Annotated in this window: 15 protein-coding genes; 10 read left to right on the top strand and 5 right to left on the bottom strand. The window is 59.7% G+C overall.

All coding sequences use genetic code 11. The features are described 5' to 3' along the window. The first annotated feature begins 105 nt into the window (after positions 1-105). The 4 genes from bhcA to bhcD are packed head-to-tail and all read left to right on the top strand — an operon-like array spanning position 106 to position 4,460. Complete coding sequence (bhcA, locus tag ACOQFT_RS17745; protein ID WP_421599207.1) at positions 106-1,296, top strand: L-aspartate--glyoxylate aminotransferase BhcA; 1,191 nt, start codon at positions 106-108, stop codon at positions 1,294-1,296. A gap of 10 nt (positions 1,297-1,306) precedes the next feature. Continuing rightward, complete coding sequence (gene bhcB, locus ACOQFT_RS17740; RefSeq protein WP_421599206.1) at positions 1,307-2,281, top strand: beta-hydroxyaspartate dehydratase BhcB; 975 nt, start codon at positions 1,307-1,309, stop codon at positions 2,279-2,281. A gap of 10 nt (positions 2,282-2,291) precedes the next feature. Further along, positions 2,292-3,455, top strand: coding sequence for a 3-hydroxy-D-aspartate aldolase BhcC (bhcC, locus tag ACOQFT_RS17735; protein ID WP_421599205.1), 1,164 nt, complete (start codon positions 2,292-2,294; stop codon positions 3,453-3,455). Between the two features lie 24 nt (positions 3,456-3,479). Continuing rightward, positions 3,480-4,460, top strand: a complete 981-nt coding sequence (gene bhcD, locus ACOQFT_RS17730) for an iminosuccinate reductase BhcD (protein WP_421599204.1) — start codon at positions 3,480-3,482, stop codon at positions 4,458-4,460. Positions 4,461-4,515: 55 nt separating this feature from the next. On the opposite strand, the gene ACOQFT_RS17725 is transcribed toward bhcD, so the two are convergent. Together ACOQFT_RS17725 and ACOQFT_RS17720 are read right to left on the bottom strand one after the other, a co-directional pair. Further along, entirely contained in the window at positions 4,516-5,301 is a 786-nt protein-coding gene (locus ACOQFT_RS17725; RefSeq protein WP_170440918.1) for an inositol monophosphatase family protein, read from the bottom strand. 96 nt (positions 5,302-5,397) lie between these two features. After that, entirely contained in the window at positions 5,398-6,303 is a 906-nt protein-coding gene (locus tag ACOQFT_RS17720) for a LysR family transcriptional regulator (protein ID WP_421600066.1), read from the bottom strand. A 94-nt stretch (positions 6,304-6,397) separates the two neighbouring features. Between ACOQFT_RS17720 and metF the strand changes: the two genes are divergently transcribed. After that, positions 6,398-7,264: a methylenetetrahydrofolate reductase [NAD(P)H] gene (gene metF, locus ACOQFT_RS17715; RefSeq protein WP_421599203.1), complete on the top strand. Its 867-nt coding sequence runs from the start codon at positions 6,398-6,400 to the stop codon at positions 7,262-7,264. Positions 7,265-7,481: 217 nt separating this feature from the next. Further along, on the top strand, positions 7,482-8,135 hold the full coding sequence (locus ACOQFT_RS17710) for a DnaJ domain-containing protein (RefSeq protein WP_421599202.1): 654 nt from the start codon (positions 7,482-7,484) through the stop codon (positions 8,133-8,135). A 54-nt stretch (positions 8,136-8,189) separates the two neighbouring features. Here the strand turns inward: ACOQFT_RS17710 and ACOQFT_RS17705 are convergent, their stop codons facing one another. Continuing rightward, positions 8,190-8,708, bottom strand: coding sequence for a YHS domain-containing (seleno)protein (locus ACOQFT_RS17705; RefSeq protein WP_421599201.1), 519 nt, complete (start codon positions 8,706-8,708; stop codon positions 8,190-8,192). A gap of 230 nt (positions 8,709-8,938) precedes the next feature. Here ACOQFT_RS17705 and yghU point away from each other — a divergent pair, with 230 nt between their 5' ends. Next, positions 8,939-9,817 (top strand): glutathione-dependent disulfide-bond oxidoreductase, encoded by an 879-nt coding sequence (gene yghU / locus ACOQFT_RS17700; RefSeq protein WP_421599200.1) that lies wholly within the window; start codon positions 8,939-8,941, stop codon positions 9,815-9,817. A gap of 40 nt (positions 9,818-9,857) precedes the next feature. On the opposite strand, the gene ACOQFT_RS17695 is transcribed toward yghU, so the two are convergent. Next, positions 9,858-10,646 carry an SseB family protein gene (locus tag ACOQFT_RS17695; RefSeq protein WP_421599199.1) on the bottom strand — a complete coding sequence of 263 codons (789 nt, stop codon included), beginning with the start codon at positions 10,644-10,646 and terminating at the stop codon, positions 9,858-9,860. Continuing rightward, complete coding sequence (locus ACOQFT_RS17690; RefSeq protein WP_421599198.1) at positions 10,639-11,226, bottom strand: uracil-DNA glycosylase family protein; 588 nt, start codon at positions 11,224-11,226, stop codon at positions 10,639-10,641. Before ACOQFT_RS17690 ends, ACOQFT_RS17695 begins: the two co-directional genes overlap by 8 nt. A gap of 228 nt (positions 11,227-11,454) precedes the next feature. Between ACOQFT_RS17690 and ACOQFT_RS17685 the strand changes: the two genes are divergently transcribed. From ACOQFT_RS17685 to kdsA, 3 genes are read left to right on the top strand one after another with little or no spacing between them, the layout of a single operon-like run. Beyond that, complete coding sequence (locus ACOQFT_RS17685; RefSeq protein ID WP_421599197.1) at positions 11,455-12,114, top strand: ABC transporter ATP-binding protein; 660 nt, start codon at positions 11,455-11,457, stop codon at positions 12,112-12,114. Then, positions 12,092-13,666: a capsule biosynthesis protein gene (locus tag ACOQFT_RS17680; protein WP_421599196.1), complete on the top strand. Its 1,575-nt coding sequence runs from the start codon at positions 12,092-12,094 to the stop codon at positions 13,664-13,666. The genes ACOQFT_RS17685 and ACOQFT_RS17680 overlap by 23 nt, the downstream gene beginning before the upstream one ends. 5 nt (positions 13,667-13,671) lie before the next feature. Next, the gene (gene kdsA, locus ACOQFT_RS17675) at positions 13,672-14,505 is read left to right on the top strand and encodes a 3-deoxy-8-phosphooctulonate synthase (protein WP_421599195.1); all 834 of its coding nucleotides are present in this window, start codon (positions 13,672-13,674) and stop codon (positions 14,503-14,505) included. The last annotated feature ends 6 nt before the right edge of the window (positions 14,506-14,511 follow it).

The raw sequence follows: 14,511 nt of genomic DNA, 5'->3' as shown, positions 1-14,511 counted from the left end.
TCATGTGCTTATCAATTTACTTACAAAAATGAAAATACTTTTCAAGAAAATTGCACACGCGGGCAGTTTCCCCGACACTGATTTCCATCTTGGAGGAATATAGTGATGTCCACTCAGAACCCTGTTTTCATACCCGGCCCGACAAACATCCCGGATCGCCTGCGACTGGCAATGCAGGTTCAGACACAGGACCACCGCGCGCCGGATTTTGTCGAGACTTTTGCCCCGGTACTCGACGAGTCCAAGAAGGTGTTCGGGACATCATCGGGCCAGGTGATCACCTTTCCCGCCAGTGGGACCGGCGGATGGGAAGCGGCAGTGACCAATACGCTCAGCCCCGGTGATGCGGTTCTGGTGGCCCGCTATGGTATGTTCAGCCATCGCTGGATCGATCTGTGCCAGCGTCATGGGCTGGACGTGCGGATCATCGAATGCCCTTGGGGCAGCGGTGCCCCGGCCGATAAGTTCGCCGAGGCTCTGGCGGCCGACAAAGCCCATGAGGTCAAGGCCGTTCTTGTCACCCATAACGAGACAGCGACCGGCGTGCGTTCGGACATTGCGGCAGTGCGCAAGGCGATGGATGCCAGCGCCCACCCTGCGATGCTGTTCGTGGATTGCGTCAGCTCTCTGGCCTCGATGCCGTTTGAGTTCGATGTTTGGGGCGTTGATATCGCGGTGTCGGGCTCGCAAAAGGGCTTCATGCTGGCGACCGGCATGGCAATCCTGTGCGTCAGTCCCAAGGCGCTGGCGGCGATGGGGGCGGCCAAATTGCCGCGCACTTTCTTCGACTTCCGCGACATGATGGATGCCAACGCCTCGGGCGGCTTTCCCTATACCCCGCCGCTGCAGCTGATCTACGGGATGCGCGAAAGCCTTAAGATGCTGTTCGAGGAAGGTCTGGACAATGTTTATGCCCGCCACTTCCGTCTGGCCGAAGGCGTGCGTAAGGCCACCGCCGCCTGGGGGTTGGAACTGGTGGCACAGTCGCCGGACCTCTACTCGGATACAGTCAGCGCGATCTATGTGCCCGAGGGCCTCGACAGCAATGCGCTGACCGATCATGCCTTCAACGCCTATGGCGTCAGCTTTGGCATCGGGTTGGGCGAGATGAACGGCAAAGCCTTCCGCATCGGCCATCTGGGCAGCCTGACGGATGTGATGGTCCTGTCTGGACTGGCCACGATCGAAATGGCGATGGCCGATCTGGAATATCCGATCAAGCTGGGCAGCGGTGTGGCTGCGGCGCAGGAGTACTTTCGCGCAGGCCACGCCAACCCGATGCAATCCGCGGCGTAAGGAGGCCAATATGCTTGACGACATGATCACAGCCGATTGCCTGACCCTTGCCGACATGCGCGAGGCGCATGAGCGGATCAAACCGCATATCAACCGTACCCCGGTGCTGCGGTCCGACTATCTGGACGATCTGACCGGCGCGCAGCTTTTCTTCAAATGCGAGAACTTTCAGGAGGCCGGAGCTTTCAAGGTGCGCGGCGCCTGCAACGCTGTATTCGGCCTGAATAACGAGGCCGCCGAGCGCGGGGTCTGCACTCATTCTTCTGGCAACCACGCGCTCAGCCTGTCGTATGCGGCCGGTCGCCGGGGCATTCCCTGCAACGTGGTGATGCCGCGCACAGCGCCACAAGCCAAAAAGGACGCGGTGCGCCGCTATGGCGGGATCATCACCGAATGCGAGCCCTCAACCACCTCGCGCGAGGCGGTGTTTGCCGAGGTGCAGGCCCGCACGGGTGGTGAGTTTGTGCACCCCTATAACGATCCGCGCGTGATTGCGGGCCAGGCGACGTGTTCCGCAGAGTTGTTGGAGCAGACCGATGGTCTGGACGCGGTGGTTGCCCCCATTGGCGGCGGTGGCATGATCTCGGGCACCTGCCTGACTCTGTCGAACCTGGCGCCCGAGGTGCAGATATATGCCGCCGAACCCGAACAGGCCGACGATGCCTATCGCAGTTTCAAGGCCGGTCACATCATCGCCGATGACGCACCGGTTACCATTGCAGACGGGCTGAAAGTGCCGCTGAAGGAAAACACCTGGCACTTTGTTTCGAACTTCGTGAGCGACATCCACACCGCCAGCGAAGACGAGATCATCGCCGCGATGAAGACCATCTGGAAACACCTGCGCATCGTGATGGAACCCAGCAGCGCCGTGCCTGTGGCGACCATCCTGAAACACCCTGAGGTGTTCAGTGGAAAGCGCGTCGGCGTGATCATCACCGGCGGCAATGTGGATCTGGACAAACTGCCCTGGACTTTGGGTTGAGGAGGAAAACATGAACAAGCCCGCAAACATCAACCAGCTTGAGGTCGGCTTCGACATCCCCGCCGCCATCGGCATGGACGCGTCCGAGATTCAGACACCCGCTCTGGTGCTGGATCTGGACGCGCTGGAGCGCAACATCAAGAAGATGGGCGACTACGCCAAGGCCCACGGAATGCGCCACCGGGTGCATGGCAAGATGCACAAATCCGTCGATGTGGCCAAGCTGCAGATCGAACTGGGCGGAGCATGCGGCATCTGCTGCCAGAAAGTCTCAGAGGCCGAGGTCTTTGCCCGCGGCGGCATCAAAGATGTGCTTGTCTCGAACCAAGTGCGCGATCCCGCCAAGATCGATCGGCTGGCGCGGATACCCAAGCTGGGCGCGCGGACGATCTGCTGCGTCGACGACATCGACAATGTCAGCGATCTGTCCGAGGCCGCACAACGCCACGGCACCCAGATCGAATGTCTGGTCGAAATCGATTGTGGTGCGGGCCGCTGCGGCGTGACCACCACCCCCGAAGTGATCGCCATCGCCAAGGCCATCGACGCCGCTCCTGGGCTGACGTTTGCGGGCATTCAGGCCTATCAGGGCGCGATGCAGCACATGGACCTGTACGAGGATCGCAAGACCAAGATCGACATCGCCGTGGCGCAGGTCAAAGACGCCGTGGACGGGCTAGCGGCCGAAGGACTGGACTGTGACATCGTCGGCGGTGGCGGGACAGGGTCCTATTATTTCGAGAGCACCTCGGGCGTGTATAACGAACTGCAATGCGGCTCTTACGCCTTCATGGATGCCGATTATGGCCGCATCCTTGATGAAAACGGCAACCGCATCGACCGTGGAGAATGGGAGAACGCCTTCTTCATCCTCACCAGCGTCATGAGCCATGCCAAGGCGGACAAGGCTATCGTGGATGCGGGCCTCAAGGCGCAGTCGGTGGACAGCGGGTTGCCAGTGGTGTTCGGGCGTTCGGATGTGGAATACATCAAATGCTCGGACGAGCACGGCGTTGTTTCCGACCCCGAAGGTGTTCTGAAGGTCAATGACAAGCTGCATCTGGTGCCCGGCCACTGTGACCCGACCGCCAATGTCCATGACTGGTATGTGGGCGTGCGCGGCGGCAAGGTCGAAGCCCTCTGGCCCGTTTCCGCGCGCGGAAAAGCGTTCTGAGCGGGGGAAAGGATCGTGAAAGATATGACAGATAAACCTTTGCTGATCGTCGGAGAGGACCTATGCCAGAAACTGGTAGGCCGGGCCGAGGCGTTCGACGCGGTGCAGGACGTCTTTGCCGCCCTGGCGCGTGGTGACGCCTATAACTTCCCGGTCATCCGCGAAGCCATCGGTTACGCCGATGCGCTTTACGGCTTCAAGTCCGGCTTTGACCGCGCGGGTCAGGTGCTGGGCGTCAAGTCCGGCGGTTACTGGCCGGGGAACATGGAAAAAGGGCTGACCAACCACCAGTCCACCGTCTTTTTGTTCGACCCCGATACCGGGCGGCTGTCGGCGCTGGTCGGCGGCAACTACCTGACCGCCGTGCGCACGGCCGCGTCCTCGGCGGTGTCGATCGCCCATCTTGCGCGCAAGGACGCCAAGGTGCTGGGCATGGTCGGCGCGGGTCATCAATCCGCTTTCCAGTTGCGCGCCGCTGCCGAGCAGCGCGATTTCGACAAGGTCGTCGCCTGGAACCCCCACCCCGAGATGCTGCCCCGTCTGGGCGCGGTCGCGACCGAACTGGGCCTGAACTTCGAGGCCGTGACACAGGAGGAACTGGGCGCGCAGGCCGATGTCATCATCACCATCACTTCGGCCTTCGAACCGCTGCTGATGAAGGATTGGATCAAACCCGGCACGCATCTTGCCTGCATGGGCACCGACACCAAGGGCAAGCAAGAGGTCGACGCGGCACTTGTGGCCCACGCGACTGTCTTCACCGACGAGGTCGCCCAGTCCATCTCTCTCGGCGAGGCGCAGCACGCGGTTGCAGACGGGAGGTTGACCGAAGATCAGATCACCCCCATCGGCGCCGTCATCAACCGCGACCATCCGGGGCGGAGATCAGACAAAGAAATCACCCTCTTCGACGGAACGGGCGTTGGCCTGCAAGACCTCGCCGTGGCATCTGTCGCCGCGAAACTCGCGGACGAGGCCGGTCTGGCTGAACGCGCGGTCCTGTAAAACGAAAAAGCGCGCCTCGAACGGGGCGCGCTTGCTTAATCGGTATGTCGGGTGATTAGCCCCGGATCACCTTGGCAAACTGGTCAAAGATCGGTTCGTTCGAACAGATCACTTCACCATCCTCCAGCACGCTGCCTTCGGGGTTCAGGGCCTGCACAAAGCCACCCGCCTCTTTCACGATGATGATCCCGGCAGCGACATCCCAGGCGTTCAGACGACGCTCCCAGAACCCTTCGTAGCGGCCAGCAGCCACATAAGCCATGTCCAGCGCCGCAGCGCCCCAGCGGCGCACGCCAGCGCAGGCAGGCATCAGACGGGCCAAATCCTGCAGCGTTGCAGGCAGATCGGAACGGCCACCAAAGGGCAGCCCGGTCGAAAAGATCGACTCGATCATGCGATGACGGCCCGAGACACGGATGCGGGTGTCGTTCATCCATGCGCCCTCGCCTTTTTCGGCAAAGAACATCTCGTCCTTGGCGGCATCATAGATCACGCCGGCAACGATCTTGCCTTTGTGTTCCAGCGCGATCGAGATCGCCCAGTGCGGCAGGCCGTGCAGGAAATTGGTGGTGCCGTCCAGCGGATCGACGATCCAGCGGCGGGTCGGATCTTCGCCGGCGATGGTGCCGCCCTCTTCGGCCAGCCAGCCATAGGTCGGACGCGCGCCCAGCAGTTCCTCTTTCAGGATCTCCTCGGCTGCAATATCGGCCTTGGAGACAAAGTCGCCCGCGCCTTTCATCGACACCTGCAGGTTCTCGACTTCACGAAAATCCTTGACCAAAGAACGCCCCGCTTTGCGCGCGGCCTTGATCATGATGTTGAGGTTTGCACTGCCAACCATTGTCCAAAGGCTCCTGTCCGGTCAAACCGCGCGTATACTGGGGCAACGCGCCCTTGCCAAGAGGAATGATGCGCATAACAGGCCCGCGTTTCGCGCTTATTGTGACTGCAGCTTGCGCGCCTCGGTTCCGGCCAGTTCGATCAGTTCCTGCACATAGGGTTTTTCAAGGTCTTCGGTGCGGACCGCAGCGTACAGGCTGCGGGTGATCCCGTCCCTGGTCAGCGGGCGGGTGACGTAGTCCGAGTTGTACTTTACCTCACGTACCACCCAGTCGGGCAGCACCGAAATGCCCCGGTTCGAGGCCACCAGCAGCAGGATCACGGCGGTCAGTTCAACCTGCCGGATCGCAGCCGGTTCGACCCGCGCGGGGATCAGCAACTGGCTGAAGATATCCAGTCGGGTGCGTTCGACCGGATAGGTGATCAGGGTCTGGCCCCGGAAATCCTCAGCCTCGATGAACTCTTTCTGCGCCAATGGGTGCGCAGAGGCCGCGACGAAAACCGCGTCATAGTCGAATAGCTCGATGAACTCGACCCCCGGCAGATCCTCGGGATCGGATGAGACGACCAGATCGACCTCTTCCTTCTGCAAGGCGGGCAAGGCGTCGAACGCCAGACCCGGGCGGATATCGACATCCACATCGCCCCAGGATTTGCGGAACGATTCCAACACCGGGAACAACCATTCGAAACAGGCATGGCATTCGATGGCGATATGCATCCGGCCCGTGCGCCCGTCACGCAGGGATGAAAACTCCTGTTGCGTCGCCTCGACCTGCGGCAGGATCTGTTCCGCCAACCGCAACAGGCGCAGCCCTGCGGCTGACAGCTTCATCGGCTTGGACCGGCGCAGGAACAGTTCGACCCCAGCCTGATCCTCCAACCCCTTGATCTGATGGCTTAAAGCCGATTGCGTGATATTCAGCTGATCCGCCGCTCGGGCCAACCCACCGCATTCATGGATTGCCTTGATCGTGCGCAAGTGGCGGAATTCAATGTGCATTGCAGTGATACTCATGTTGTTCTTGAATAATATGAGTTTGTCTCACAATGCAGGAACTGGCACAAGGGCCTCAGATTGGACCTGTGAGGCAGATATGACGACACCTGAGATTTCATTCGAGTTCTTCCCGCCGCAAACGCTGGAGGCGTCGTTCCGCCTATGGGATACGGTTCAGACCCTGGCGCCGCTTGAGCCGCGCTTTGTATCGGTCACCTATGGCGCTGGAGGCACCACCCGCGAGCTGACGCGCGATGCGGTGACGACGCTGCACAAATCGTCCGGCCTGCCGGTCGCTGCGCATCTGACCTGTGTTGATGCCTCGCGTCAGGAAACGCTGGAAATCGCCGACACTTTCGCACGTGCCGGGGTTGAAAATATCGTTGCCTTGCGTGGCGACCCGCCCAAAGGTCACCACCGCTTCACGCCCCACCCCGAGGGGTTCGCCAATTCGGTCGAACTGATTTCGGCGCTGTCCGAGACCGAAATGTTCAGCATCCGCGTCGGAGCCTATCCCGACAAGCACCCAGAAGCACAGGATTTCTCGGCGGATGTGGATTGGCTCAAGGCCAAGCTGGACGCCGGCGCGGACGAAGCACTGACCCAGTTCTTCTTTGAGGCCGAGACGTTTTTCCGCTTCCGCGATGCTTGTGAAAAAGCGGGTATCGACAAGCCCATCGTTCCCGGCATCCTGCCGATCGAGAACTGGAAAGGCGCCCGCAAATTCGCCCGCCGCTGCGGGACCCATATCCCGGACTGGATCGAACACGCCTTTGAAAAAGCGATTCGCGATGATCGTGAGGACCTGCTGGCCACCGCTCTGTGCACCGAGCTGTGTTCCGACCTGATCGATGGTGGCGTGGACAAGCTGCATTTTTACACGCTGAACCGGCCCGAACTGACCCGTGATGTGTGCTTTGCACTGGGCATCACACCGCGGGCCGAACTACAGAACGTCGCCTGAACCTACCTGTTGGTCACTTTCGCCCGGAGCCTGCAAAGGCTCCGGGCTTTTTCGTTTGTTTGACGCCTGTTTTGGTGGCCACAGCATATGCGTGGACAATAATCTTCCCTCGGGGCAACTGTCCCCCGATCTGCAATAAATTTCCGCTAAAATTTGACAAAAACCTGCGCCTCTTCAAACTGAGGTTGTTGTGTTTGTTTAATGAGTTGATTTGGGAATGGAGCCTGTCGAAAAGATAAATGCACGCGCTGACGCGCTGGCGGCTCTGGGATTAGACCAGACAGCAAGGTCCGACGATATTCGGGATGCCTGGCGCCACATTGCATTTCATGCTCATCCCGATCACAGAAACGGCGACTGCACCCATTTCGCCCGCGCCAAAGAGGCATACGACTTTTTGCGCCGCGAGGGTCTGACCACCAAAGGGAAAACTGCCGGCACGCCCCGGCGACCGAAGCTGCGCAAACGTGTGATCGAGCTGGAAACCACCGATATCGACGCCTGCCGTATGTTGCTGAACACCGCACTGGCGCACAGCCCGGACGGTGACGGACCAAACCCGGATTCTCAGCGCAATTCCGATGCGGACCATGTCCCCGATGCGGTTGGGTTCTATGGCCGCCACCTGACCTATTTCGTTCCAACCCCGGTTCAGGAAGGATCGAACCGTGTGGCGCTGCCGACCTCGTTCCTGGCTGCGGCCCGGCGAATGGAAACCGAAGTGCTGAGCTTTCAATCCAAGGATACCGGTGCAGGCGAGGTTGTGATCCCGGAAACGATCACGGCCCGCAAATTCCCCGGTGCCAAAAGCGTACGCATCAAGTTCGACGCAGATCAGCAGATGCGCGACGATTTCTGGCTGGCGGGCTGACAGTGAAAAAACCCGGCCAGGTAAGAGCCGGGTTTGTTCTTGCCGCGTAGCGGTTTAGTTCGCGACCGGGCCTTCCGAGGTAAATTTGGGGATCACGCTGGTCGATGCGGCATCAGCCTCGATTCCCGGCCAGTTACCTTCGGCCAGATTTATGTTGCCCGGGATATCCTCTTCGAAGAAACCAACAACAACATCGGTGATGTTCAGATACAGCTTGTCGTCAACGATGCGCCACAGGTTCGGGTTCGCCGGAACCTTGCCGCCCCGCGACACACCGTAGGCGCAGTGCCCGTCATAGGCAGGGGCGTAGTAAGCCGGGTTTTCAAGGAACTTGTCGCGGTTTTCTTCGGTCGAGAACGCCCAGGTCGCGCCATTATAGTCTGCCGTGATATCCGCATGACCCCGCACCGCCTCGGGCTGGGACTGTCCGACCGGTGCCTGATCCAGATTGCGATAGGCAACCACGTCATAACCCGACACGGCAAACCCGGTGCCGTCCACATACTGATCCCCGGCAAAAGCGGGAACGGCAAGGGTCAGAGCAGTCGCAAGAGTCAGGGCAAAGCGTTTCATATGGTCAATCCTTTTGTCCTTTGGGTTTGGCGTTGCTGAGAGGATAGGTGTTTTCGCCCCGATGGGCAGTCCTGCTCGCGCCGCTGTGAGGTCCGATGAAAAAACGTGAGAGGTTCGACCCCGTTTGTTACAAAACCTCTTTGACATCCGGGGTTGGACTCGGGGCTTTGCAACATTAGCTGTTGTGGCGAACGGACAATTCACCCGAACTTTGCTGAGAAAGACAACAGATGACCGAGCAATCCCCATACACGCCCCCCAAAGTCTGGACCTGGGACAGCGAAAGCGGCGGCCAGTTTGCCAATATCAACCGCCCCATCGCCGGTGCCACCCATGACAAGGACCTGCCGGTCGGGCGCCATCCGCTACAACTCTATTCGCTGGCGACGCCCAACGGTGTCAAAGTGACCGTGATGCTCGAGGAACTGCTGGCGCTGGGTCACGAAGGCGCCGAATACAATGCCTGGCTGATCAATATCGGCGACGGTGACCAATTCGGCTCGGGCTTTGTCGAGGCCAATCCGAACTCGAAAATCCCCGCGCTTTGGGATCGCTCGGGCGACGCGCCGTTGCGTGTTTTCGAAAGCGCCTCGATCCTGTTCCATTTGGCTGAAAAGTTCGACGCCTTCCTGCCGAAATCCGGCCCCGAGCGGACCGAGGTGATGAACTGGGTCTTTTGGCAGATGGGCAGTGCGCCATATCTGGGCGGCGGCTTTGGCCATTTCTACGCCTACGCGCCCGAGAAATGGGAATACCCGATCAACCGTTTCGCCATGGAGGCCAAGCGCCAGTTGGACGTACTGGACCGTCAGCTGGCGGAAAACACCTATATCGCGGGCGAAGATTATACCATCGCCGACATGGCGATCTGGCCCTGGTATGGCCAGCTGGTTCTGGGGCGTCTCTACAGCGCGGCCGAGTTCCTGGATGTGGAATCCTATGAAAACGTGATTCGTTGGGCCAAGGCCGTCGATGCGCGCCCTGCCGTTCAACGCGGCCGCATGGTCAACCGCGCATTTGGTGAGCCGCATACGCAGCTGCACGAGCGCCACGACGCCAGCGACTTTGAATCCCGCACGCAGGACAAGTTGGAAGCTGCAGCAGAATAGAAACGCATGGCCCCGCGACCTGACGGTTCGCGGGGCCTGCTTATTTCAGCACCGGCGGCTTGTCCGGGTCACTGCCCGGTGTGATGTGTTGAACAACCTTTTGTTCGGGCTGCGGCAAATCGAACTTCAGACCAACCCGCGCCAAGGCGGCTGCAGCAGCATCATGTGGGCTGAAAAACCCGACATCCATCGCCCCGGCCTCAATCCCGGAAAAAGTCAGCGCCTCAGAAGCCGCTTTGGCCAGTGCAGGCTCAGCCCCTTCAACCGCGCCGACAAAGCCCAGCAGATGTCCCGCGCCCCCATCCTCTGATTTGGTTCCAACCAGAAACGCGGCCTCGGCCAAGCCAACGGCTGTGGCCAGCTTTGCGTCCAACGCTTTCAGCAAGTCATCCGGCAGGCCGGTCGGAGGCAGGAGCTCGGCCAAACGTTGCTGCACCTCTTCCGGTGCGTGTTCCAAAGTGGTGGCCAACCAGCCCAACGCCTCGGCCGGGATCAGCATCGAGGACGACGCGACCTCAAGGTTCAGCCCCAGACCGATCCCCTGCCCCGCCAGCACCCCGGACAGAACCCGGCCCGAAAGCGCGACGTAGGGCACAGGGCGTTCGGCAAAGCGGGCCAGCCGGTCCTCGCGGTCGAAGGCCAGAACGAACCGGCCATCGGCCACGTCGAACAGCTCCGGCGTGATGTTTTCATCCTGCGCTTCTTCGGCCAGAAGCAGGAACAGCTCGCTGTCGGCAAGCTGTTCAAAGAAACGCAACCGCGCGGCGTCGTCCTGCGGGTTGGCCTCCATGGCGGTGTGGGCGGTATCAAGGGCGGTTGTGTCAGTCATTCAGAACCTCTTGCACCCGTGCGCGCAGAACCGGCAGCAGCTCGGCCTCGAACCACGGGTTTTTCTTCAACCATGCCGTATTGCGCCAGGACGGATGAGGCAAGGGAAAGACCTGCGGCGCATAGTCATGCCAGCCTCGTACCGTGTCCGTGACCGAGCCGCGTGCGCCAAGGTGGTACTTATGCGCATGTCCACCGACCAGAACGGTCAGCGGCACCTGCCCCAGTTCGTTCATCACCCTGTTGTGCCATGTCTGCCCACAGATCGGCGGCGGCGGCAGGTCGGCCTTGCGTGCGTTGTATCCCGGAAAACAGAACGCCATCGGAACGATCGACACGCGGGCGCGGTCGTAGAAAACGGCCTCATCAATCCCCAGCCAGTCGCGCAGGCGGTCACCCGACGGGTCAGTGAACGGACGACCCGAAGCATGAACCCGCGCACCCGGCGCCTGCCCCGCGACCAGCAACGGCGTGCCGTTCCGAAACCAGACCACCGGGCGCGGTTCATGCGCCGTCTGCGTGGCCCGAAACCTGTCCGCGCAGATACGGCAGGCTTCAATCTCTTTCTGTAGTGAATTCATCGGATCGCAAGTTTTCCTGCATCAAACTGGTTGACGGTCGAAGTGAAAGATAGTCAACGCGTTGCGGCAGTCCAACCGATGCATTGGTCACAGTGCCGAATGGTCGCTTTCACGCGCATTGATCATTTGTTTCATATTTCGACATAATGTAGCCAATAAGGACCGGTAAATTTTCCGTTCCTTCACCGGCCCGACCGGTGCAACAAACGTAAGAGCAGCAGGCCTTGAATGCTTGAGTTCGAGAATGTCAGCAAGTCCTTCTGGACCGGGACGCGCCGCAAGGTGATCCTGGACCGGGTCTCGTTCCGGATCGAGCTTGGGCGCTCGATCGGCATACTTGCCCCCAACGGCACCGGTAAGACGACCCTGATCAACATGATGGCGGGACTGGAAAAGCCAGACGAAGGCGTGATCCGAAAATCCTGCCGGATCTCGTTTCCGATGGGGTTCTCGGGCGGCGTGGCCAAGAAGCTCTCTGCGCTGGAAAACGCCCGCTACATCGCGAAAATCTATGGCATGGACCCCGATTACATCGAGGCGTACTGCAAGTGGCTATGCGGTCTGGGTGAATATTTTGACCAACCGCTTGGAACCTATTCGTCCGGTATGCGGGCGCGCTTTACCTTTGCTCTGATGTTGGCGCTGGATTTCGACATGTACCTGATTGACGAAGGGATGCCGGCGACAACGGATGTAGAGTTCAATAGAAAGGCAGGCGACATCCTGAAAGAGAGGTTGCGCACCACGACCCTGGTTATCGTATCGCACAGCCCCTCCGTTCTTGAGAAGTTTGCACAGCAGGCCGCTGTACTTCTGGACGGTCAGCTTTACATGTTCGAAACCTTGGAAGAGGCACGACAGTTATATGACTACCAAACCCAAGGCTAAGAAATACCGCTGGCGGCGCAACCGTCAGGGCGCAGACGCGGCGGACGCACGGGCCGATGCCATTTCGCGCATCAGAAAGGCGACGCAACCGTCCGAGGCCGCAAATGACGCGCAGCCTGCTACCGACATCGATGCGATCAAACGCGAAGGCCTGACCGGGCGGCAACTGCGCGTAGCCCGGCGTCTGGCGCAGAAAAACGGTCTGGCGGCGACGTCAGACTACGATGCGGTGCGCCTGCTGCGCCAAAAAGGCATTGACCCGTTTGAGCGGGCCAATCTGCTGGATCTGGCGGCCGAAAAGAAAGACGCGGAAGATCAGGCCAAGGACAAAATCACCATCCAACTGCCGCAGACGGTGAAGGAAACACCGCAAAATCTGCCCGGACCCGAACTCAGCCCCGCTGAGCGGCGCAATCTGGAAATCGGTGAAATTCAAAAGGACATTGCCCGCCGCCGCAAACGCAAGCTGTTTGCGCTTTTCGCGCGGTTGGCAGTGTTTGTTCTGCTGCCGACCGTGATCGTCGGCGTTTACTTCTATCGGGTCGCGACCCCGATGTATGCAAGCGACTCGGCCTTTTCGATCCTGCAGGCAGATGGGGGTGGTGCGTCCTTTGGCGGGTTCCTGGCAGGTACCCAATACGCCACTGCGCAGGACTCGGTCGCCACGCAGGAGTTTCTGGAATCAAAGGACGCGCTGGTCCGGCTTGAGAACGACACCAATTTCTCGGAAATCTTCAAGCAGGAGTGGATAGACCCGATCCAGCGCCTGCCTCAGGACGCGACCCTTGAGGATACCTATAAGCTGTTCAAGCGGATGATCACCATCGGGTATGACCCAAGTGATGGGATCATTCGCATGGAAGTTGCGGCCCCAAGCCCGGAAATATCGGTCGAGCTGTCGACCCTTCTGTTGTCCTATGCCGAGGAAACAATCAACGGCTTGACGGAACTGAAGCGCGAAGACCAGATGCGCGATGCGCGGGCAGGTTTTGAACTGGCGCAGGAAGAACGCAGAAAAGCGCAGGAAGAACTGATCGAACTGCAACTGCAGGGCGCGGTGCTGGATCCCGAGAACGTCCTTGCCGGTCTGCGGGCGCGGATCAATGCGATCGAAATCGAGCTGCAGGAAAAGGAACTGCAACTGGCGGCGCTGTTGGACAACCTGCGGCCGAACCAGGCCAAGGTGGACGGTGTGCGCGCTGATATCCAAAGGCTCGAAGTCGTACTGGCAGAGCTGAACGAAGAAATGCTGGACGTCTCAGCGGGCGAAAACTCGCTGGCAAGGTTGAGCGTGCGGATTCAGATGGCGCAAGCCGACCTGGTGGCGCGGGATTTGATGCTGCAAACCGCGATGGAGCAGATGGAAACCACGCGAACCGAGGCCAACCGCAAAGTGCGTTATCTGACGGTATCGGTGAACCCGGTCGCCAGCGAAGATCCGACCTATCCGCGCAAGTTCGAAAATACGATTTTGGCTTTCCTGTTGTTTGCTGGTATCTACCTGATGATCTCGCTTACCGCGTCGGTCCTTCGTGAACAGGTATCCTCGTAAGACACATGAAACATGTAAAAATCTCCGATCTCACGGTCGGCAATGATCTGCCTCTGACGATCATTGCCGGCCCCTGCCAGCTTGAAACCGCCGATCATGCCCAGATGATTGCGGGTAAAATGAAAGAGGCCTGCGATACTGCCGGTGCGCAGTATGTCTTCAAGGCCTCGTATGACAAGGCAAACCGGACGTCCCTGTCCGGCAAAAGGGGTATGGGTATCGACGCCGGGCTGAAGGTTCTGGACGACATCCGCAAGACGATGGGCATTCCGGTTCTGACCGACGTCCACACCGAAACGCAATGCACCGTCGCCGCCGATGCGGTGGATGTGCTGCAAATCCCGGCTTTCCTGTGCCGCCAGACCGACATGCTGCTGGCTGCGGGTAACACCGGTAAAGCCGTCAACGTCAAGAAGGGCCAGTTTCTTGCCCCTTGGGAAATGGGCAATATCGTTGACAAAATCGAAAGCACCGGAAACCAGAACATCCTGCTGACCGAACGTGGAACATCCTTTGGTTACAATACGCTTGTGGCCGATATGCGCGGTCTGCCGCAAATGGCAAAAACGGGCTACCCTGTCGTAATGGACGCGACCCATTCGGTGCAGCAACCCGGTGGCAAAGGTGGGTCATCCGGTGGCCAGCGTGAGTTTGCTCCGGTCATGGCCCGTGCCGCAGTGTCATTGGGTGTTGGCGCTGTATTCATCGAAACCCATCAGGACCCGGACTCGGCGCCATCTGACGGACCAAACATGATCCCTCTCGATCAAATGCCTCAGTTGATTGACACATTGATGCGCTTTGATGCATTGGCCAAAGCCAATCCCATCCAGATTTAGCCAAGA

This window comes from Ruegeria sp. MALMAid1280 (genome assembly GCF_049195285.1).
Taxonomy (GTDB): Bacteria; Pseudomonadota; Alphaproteobacteria; order Rhodobacterales; family Rhodobacteraceae; genus Ruegeria.
This window is presented reverse-complemented; position numbering and strand designations above follow the sequence as displayed.

What these genes read in the sequence shown, in the direction of transcription:
- bhcA (WP_421599207.1), top strand. Translation starts at nt 106, where the DNA reads ATGTCCACTCAGAACCCTGTTTTCATACCCGGCCCGACAAACATCCCG.
- bhcB (WP_421599206.1), top strand. Translation starts at nt 1,307, where the DNA reads ATGCTTGACGACATGATCACAGCCGATTGCCTGACCCTTGCCGACATG.
- bhcC (WP_421599205.1), top strand. Translation starts at nt 2,292, where the DNA reads ATGAACAAGCCCGCAAACATCAACCAGCTTGAGGTCGGCTTCGACATC.
- bhcD (WP_421599204.1), top strand. Translation starts at nt 3,480, where the DNA reads ATGACAGATAAACCTTTGCTGATCGTCGGAGAGGACCTATGCCAGAAA.
- ACOQFT_RS17725 (WP_170440918.1), bottom strand. Translation starts at nt 5,301, where the DNA reads ATGGTTGGCAGTGCAAACCTCAACATCATGATCAAGGCCGCGCGCAAA.
- ACOQFT_RS17720 (WP_421600066.1), bottom strand. Translation starts at nt 6,303, where the DNA reads ATGCACATTGAATTCCGCCACTTGCGCACGATCAAGGCAATCCATGAA.
- metF (WP_421599203.1), top strand. Translation starts at nt 6,398, where the DNA reads ATGACGACACCTGAGATTTCATTCGAGTTCTTCCCGCCGCAAACGCTG.
- ACOQFT_RS17710 (WP_421599202.1), top strand. Translation starts at nt 7,482, where the DNA reads ATGGAGCCTGTCGAAAAGATAAATGCACGCGCTGACGCGCTGGCGGCT.
- ACOQFT_RS17705 (WP_421599201.1), bottom strand. Translation starts at nt 8,708, where the DNA reads ATGAAACGCTTTGCCCTGACTCTTGCGACTGCTCTGACCCTTGCCGTT.
- yghU (WP_421599200.1), top strand. Translation starts at nt 8,939, where the DNA reads ATGACCGAGCAATCCCCATACACGCCCCCCAAAGTCTGGACCTGGGAC.
- ACOQFT_RS17695 (WP_421599199.1), bottom strand. Translation starts at nt 10,646, where the DNA reads ATGACTGACACAACCGCCCTTGATACCGCCCACACCGCCATGGAGGCC.
- ACOQFT_RS17690 (WP_421599198.1), bottom strand. Translation starts at nt 11,226, where the DNA reads ATGAATTCACTACAGAAAGAGATTGAAGCCTGCCGTATCTGCGCGGAC.
- ACOQFT_RS17685 (WP_421599197.1), top strand. Translation starts at nt 11,455, where the DNA reads ATGCTTGAGTTCGAGAATGTCAGCAAGTCCTTCTGGACCGGGACGCGC.
- ACOQFT_RS17680 (WP_421599196.1), top strand. Translation starts at nt 12,092, where the DNA reads ATGACTACCAAACCCAAGGCTAAGAAATACCGCTGGCGGCGCAACCGT.
- kdsA (WP_421599195.1), top strand. Translation starts at nt 13,672, where the DNA reads ATGAAACATGTAAAAATCTCCGATCTCACGGTCGGCAATGATCTGCCT.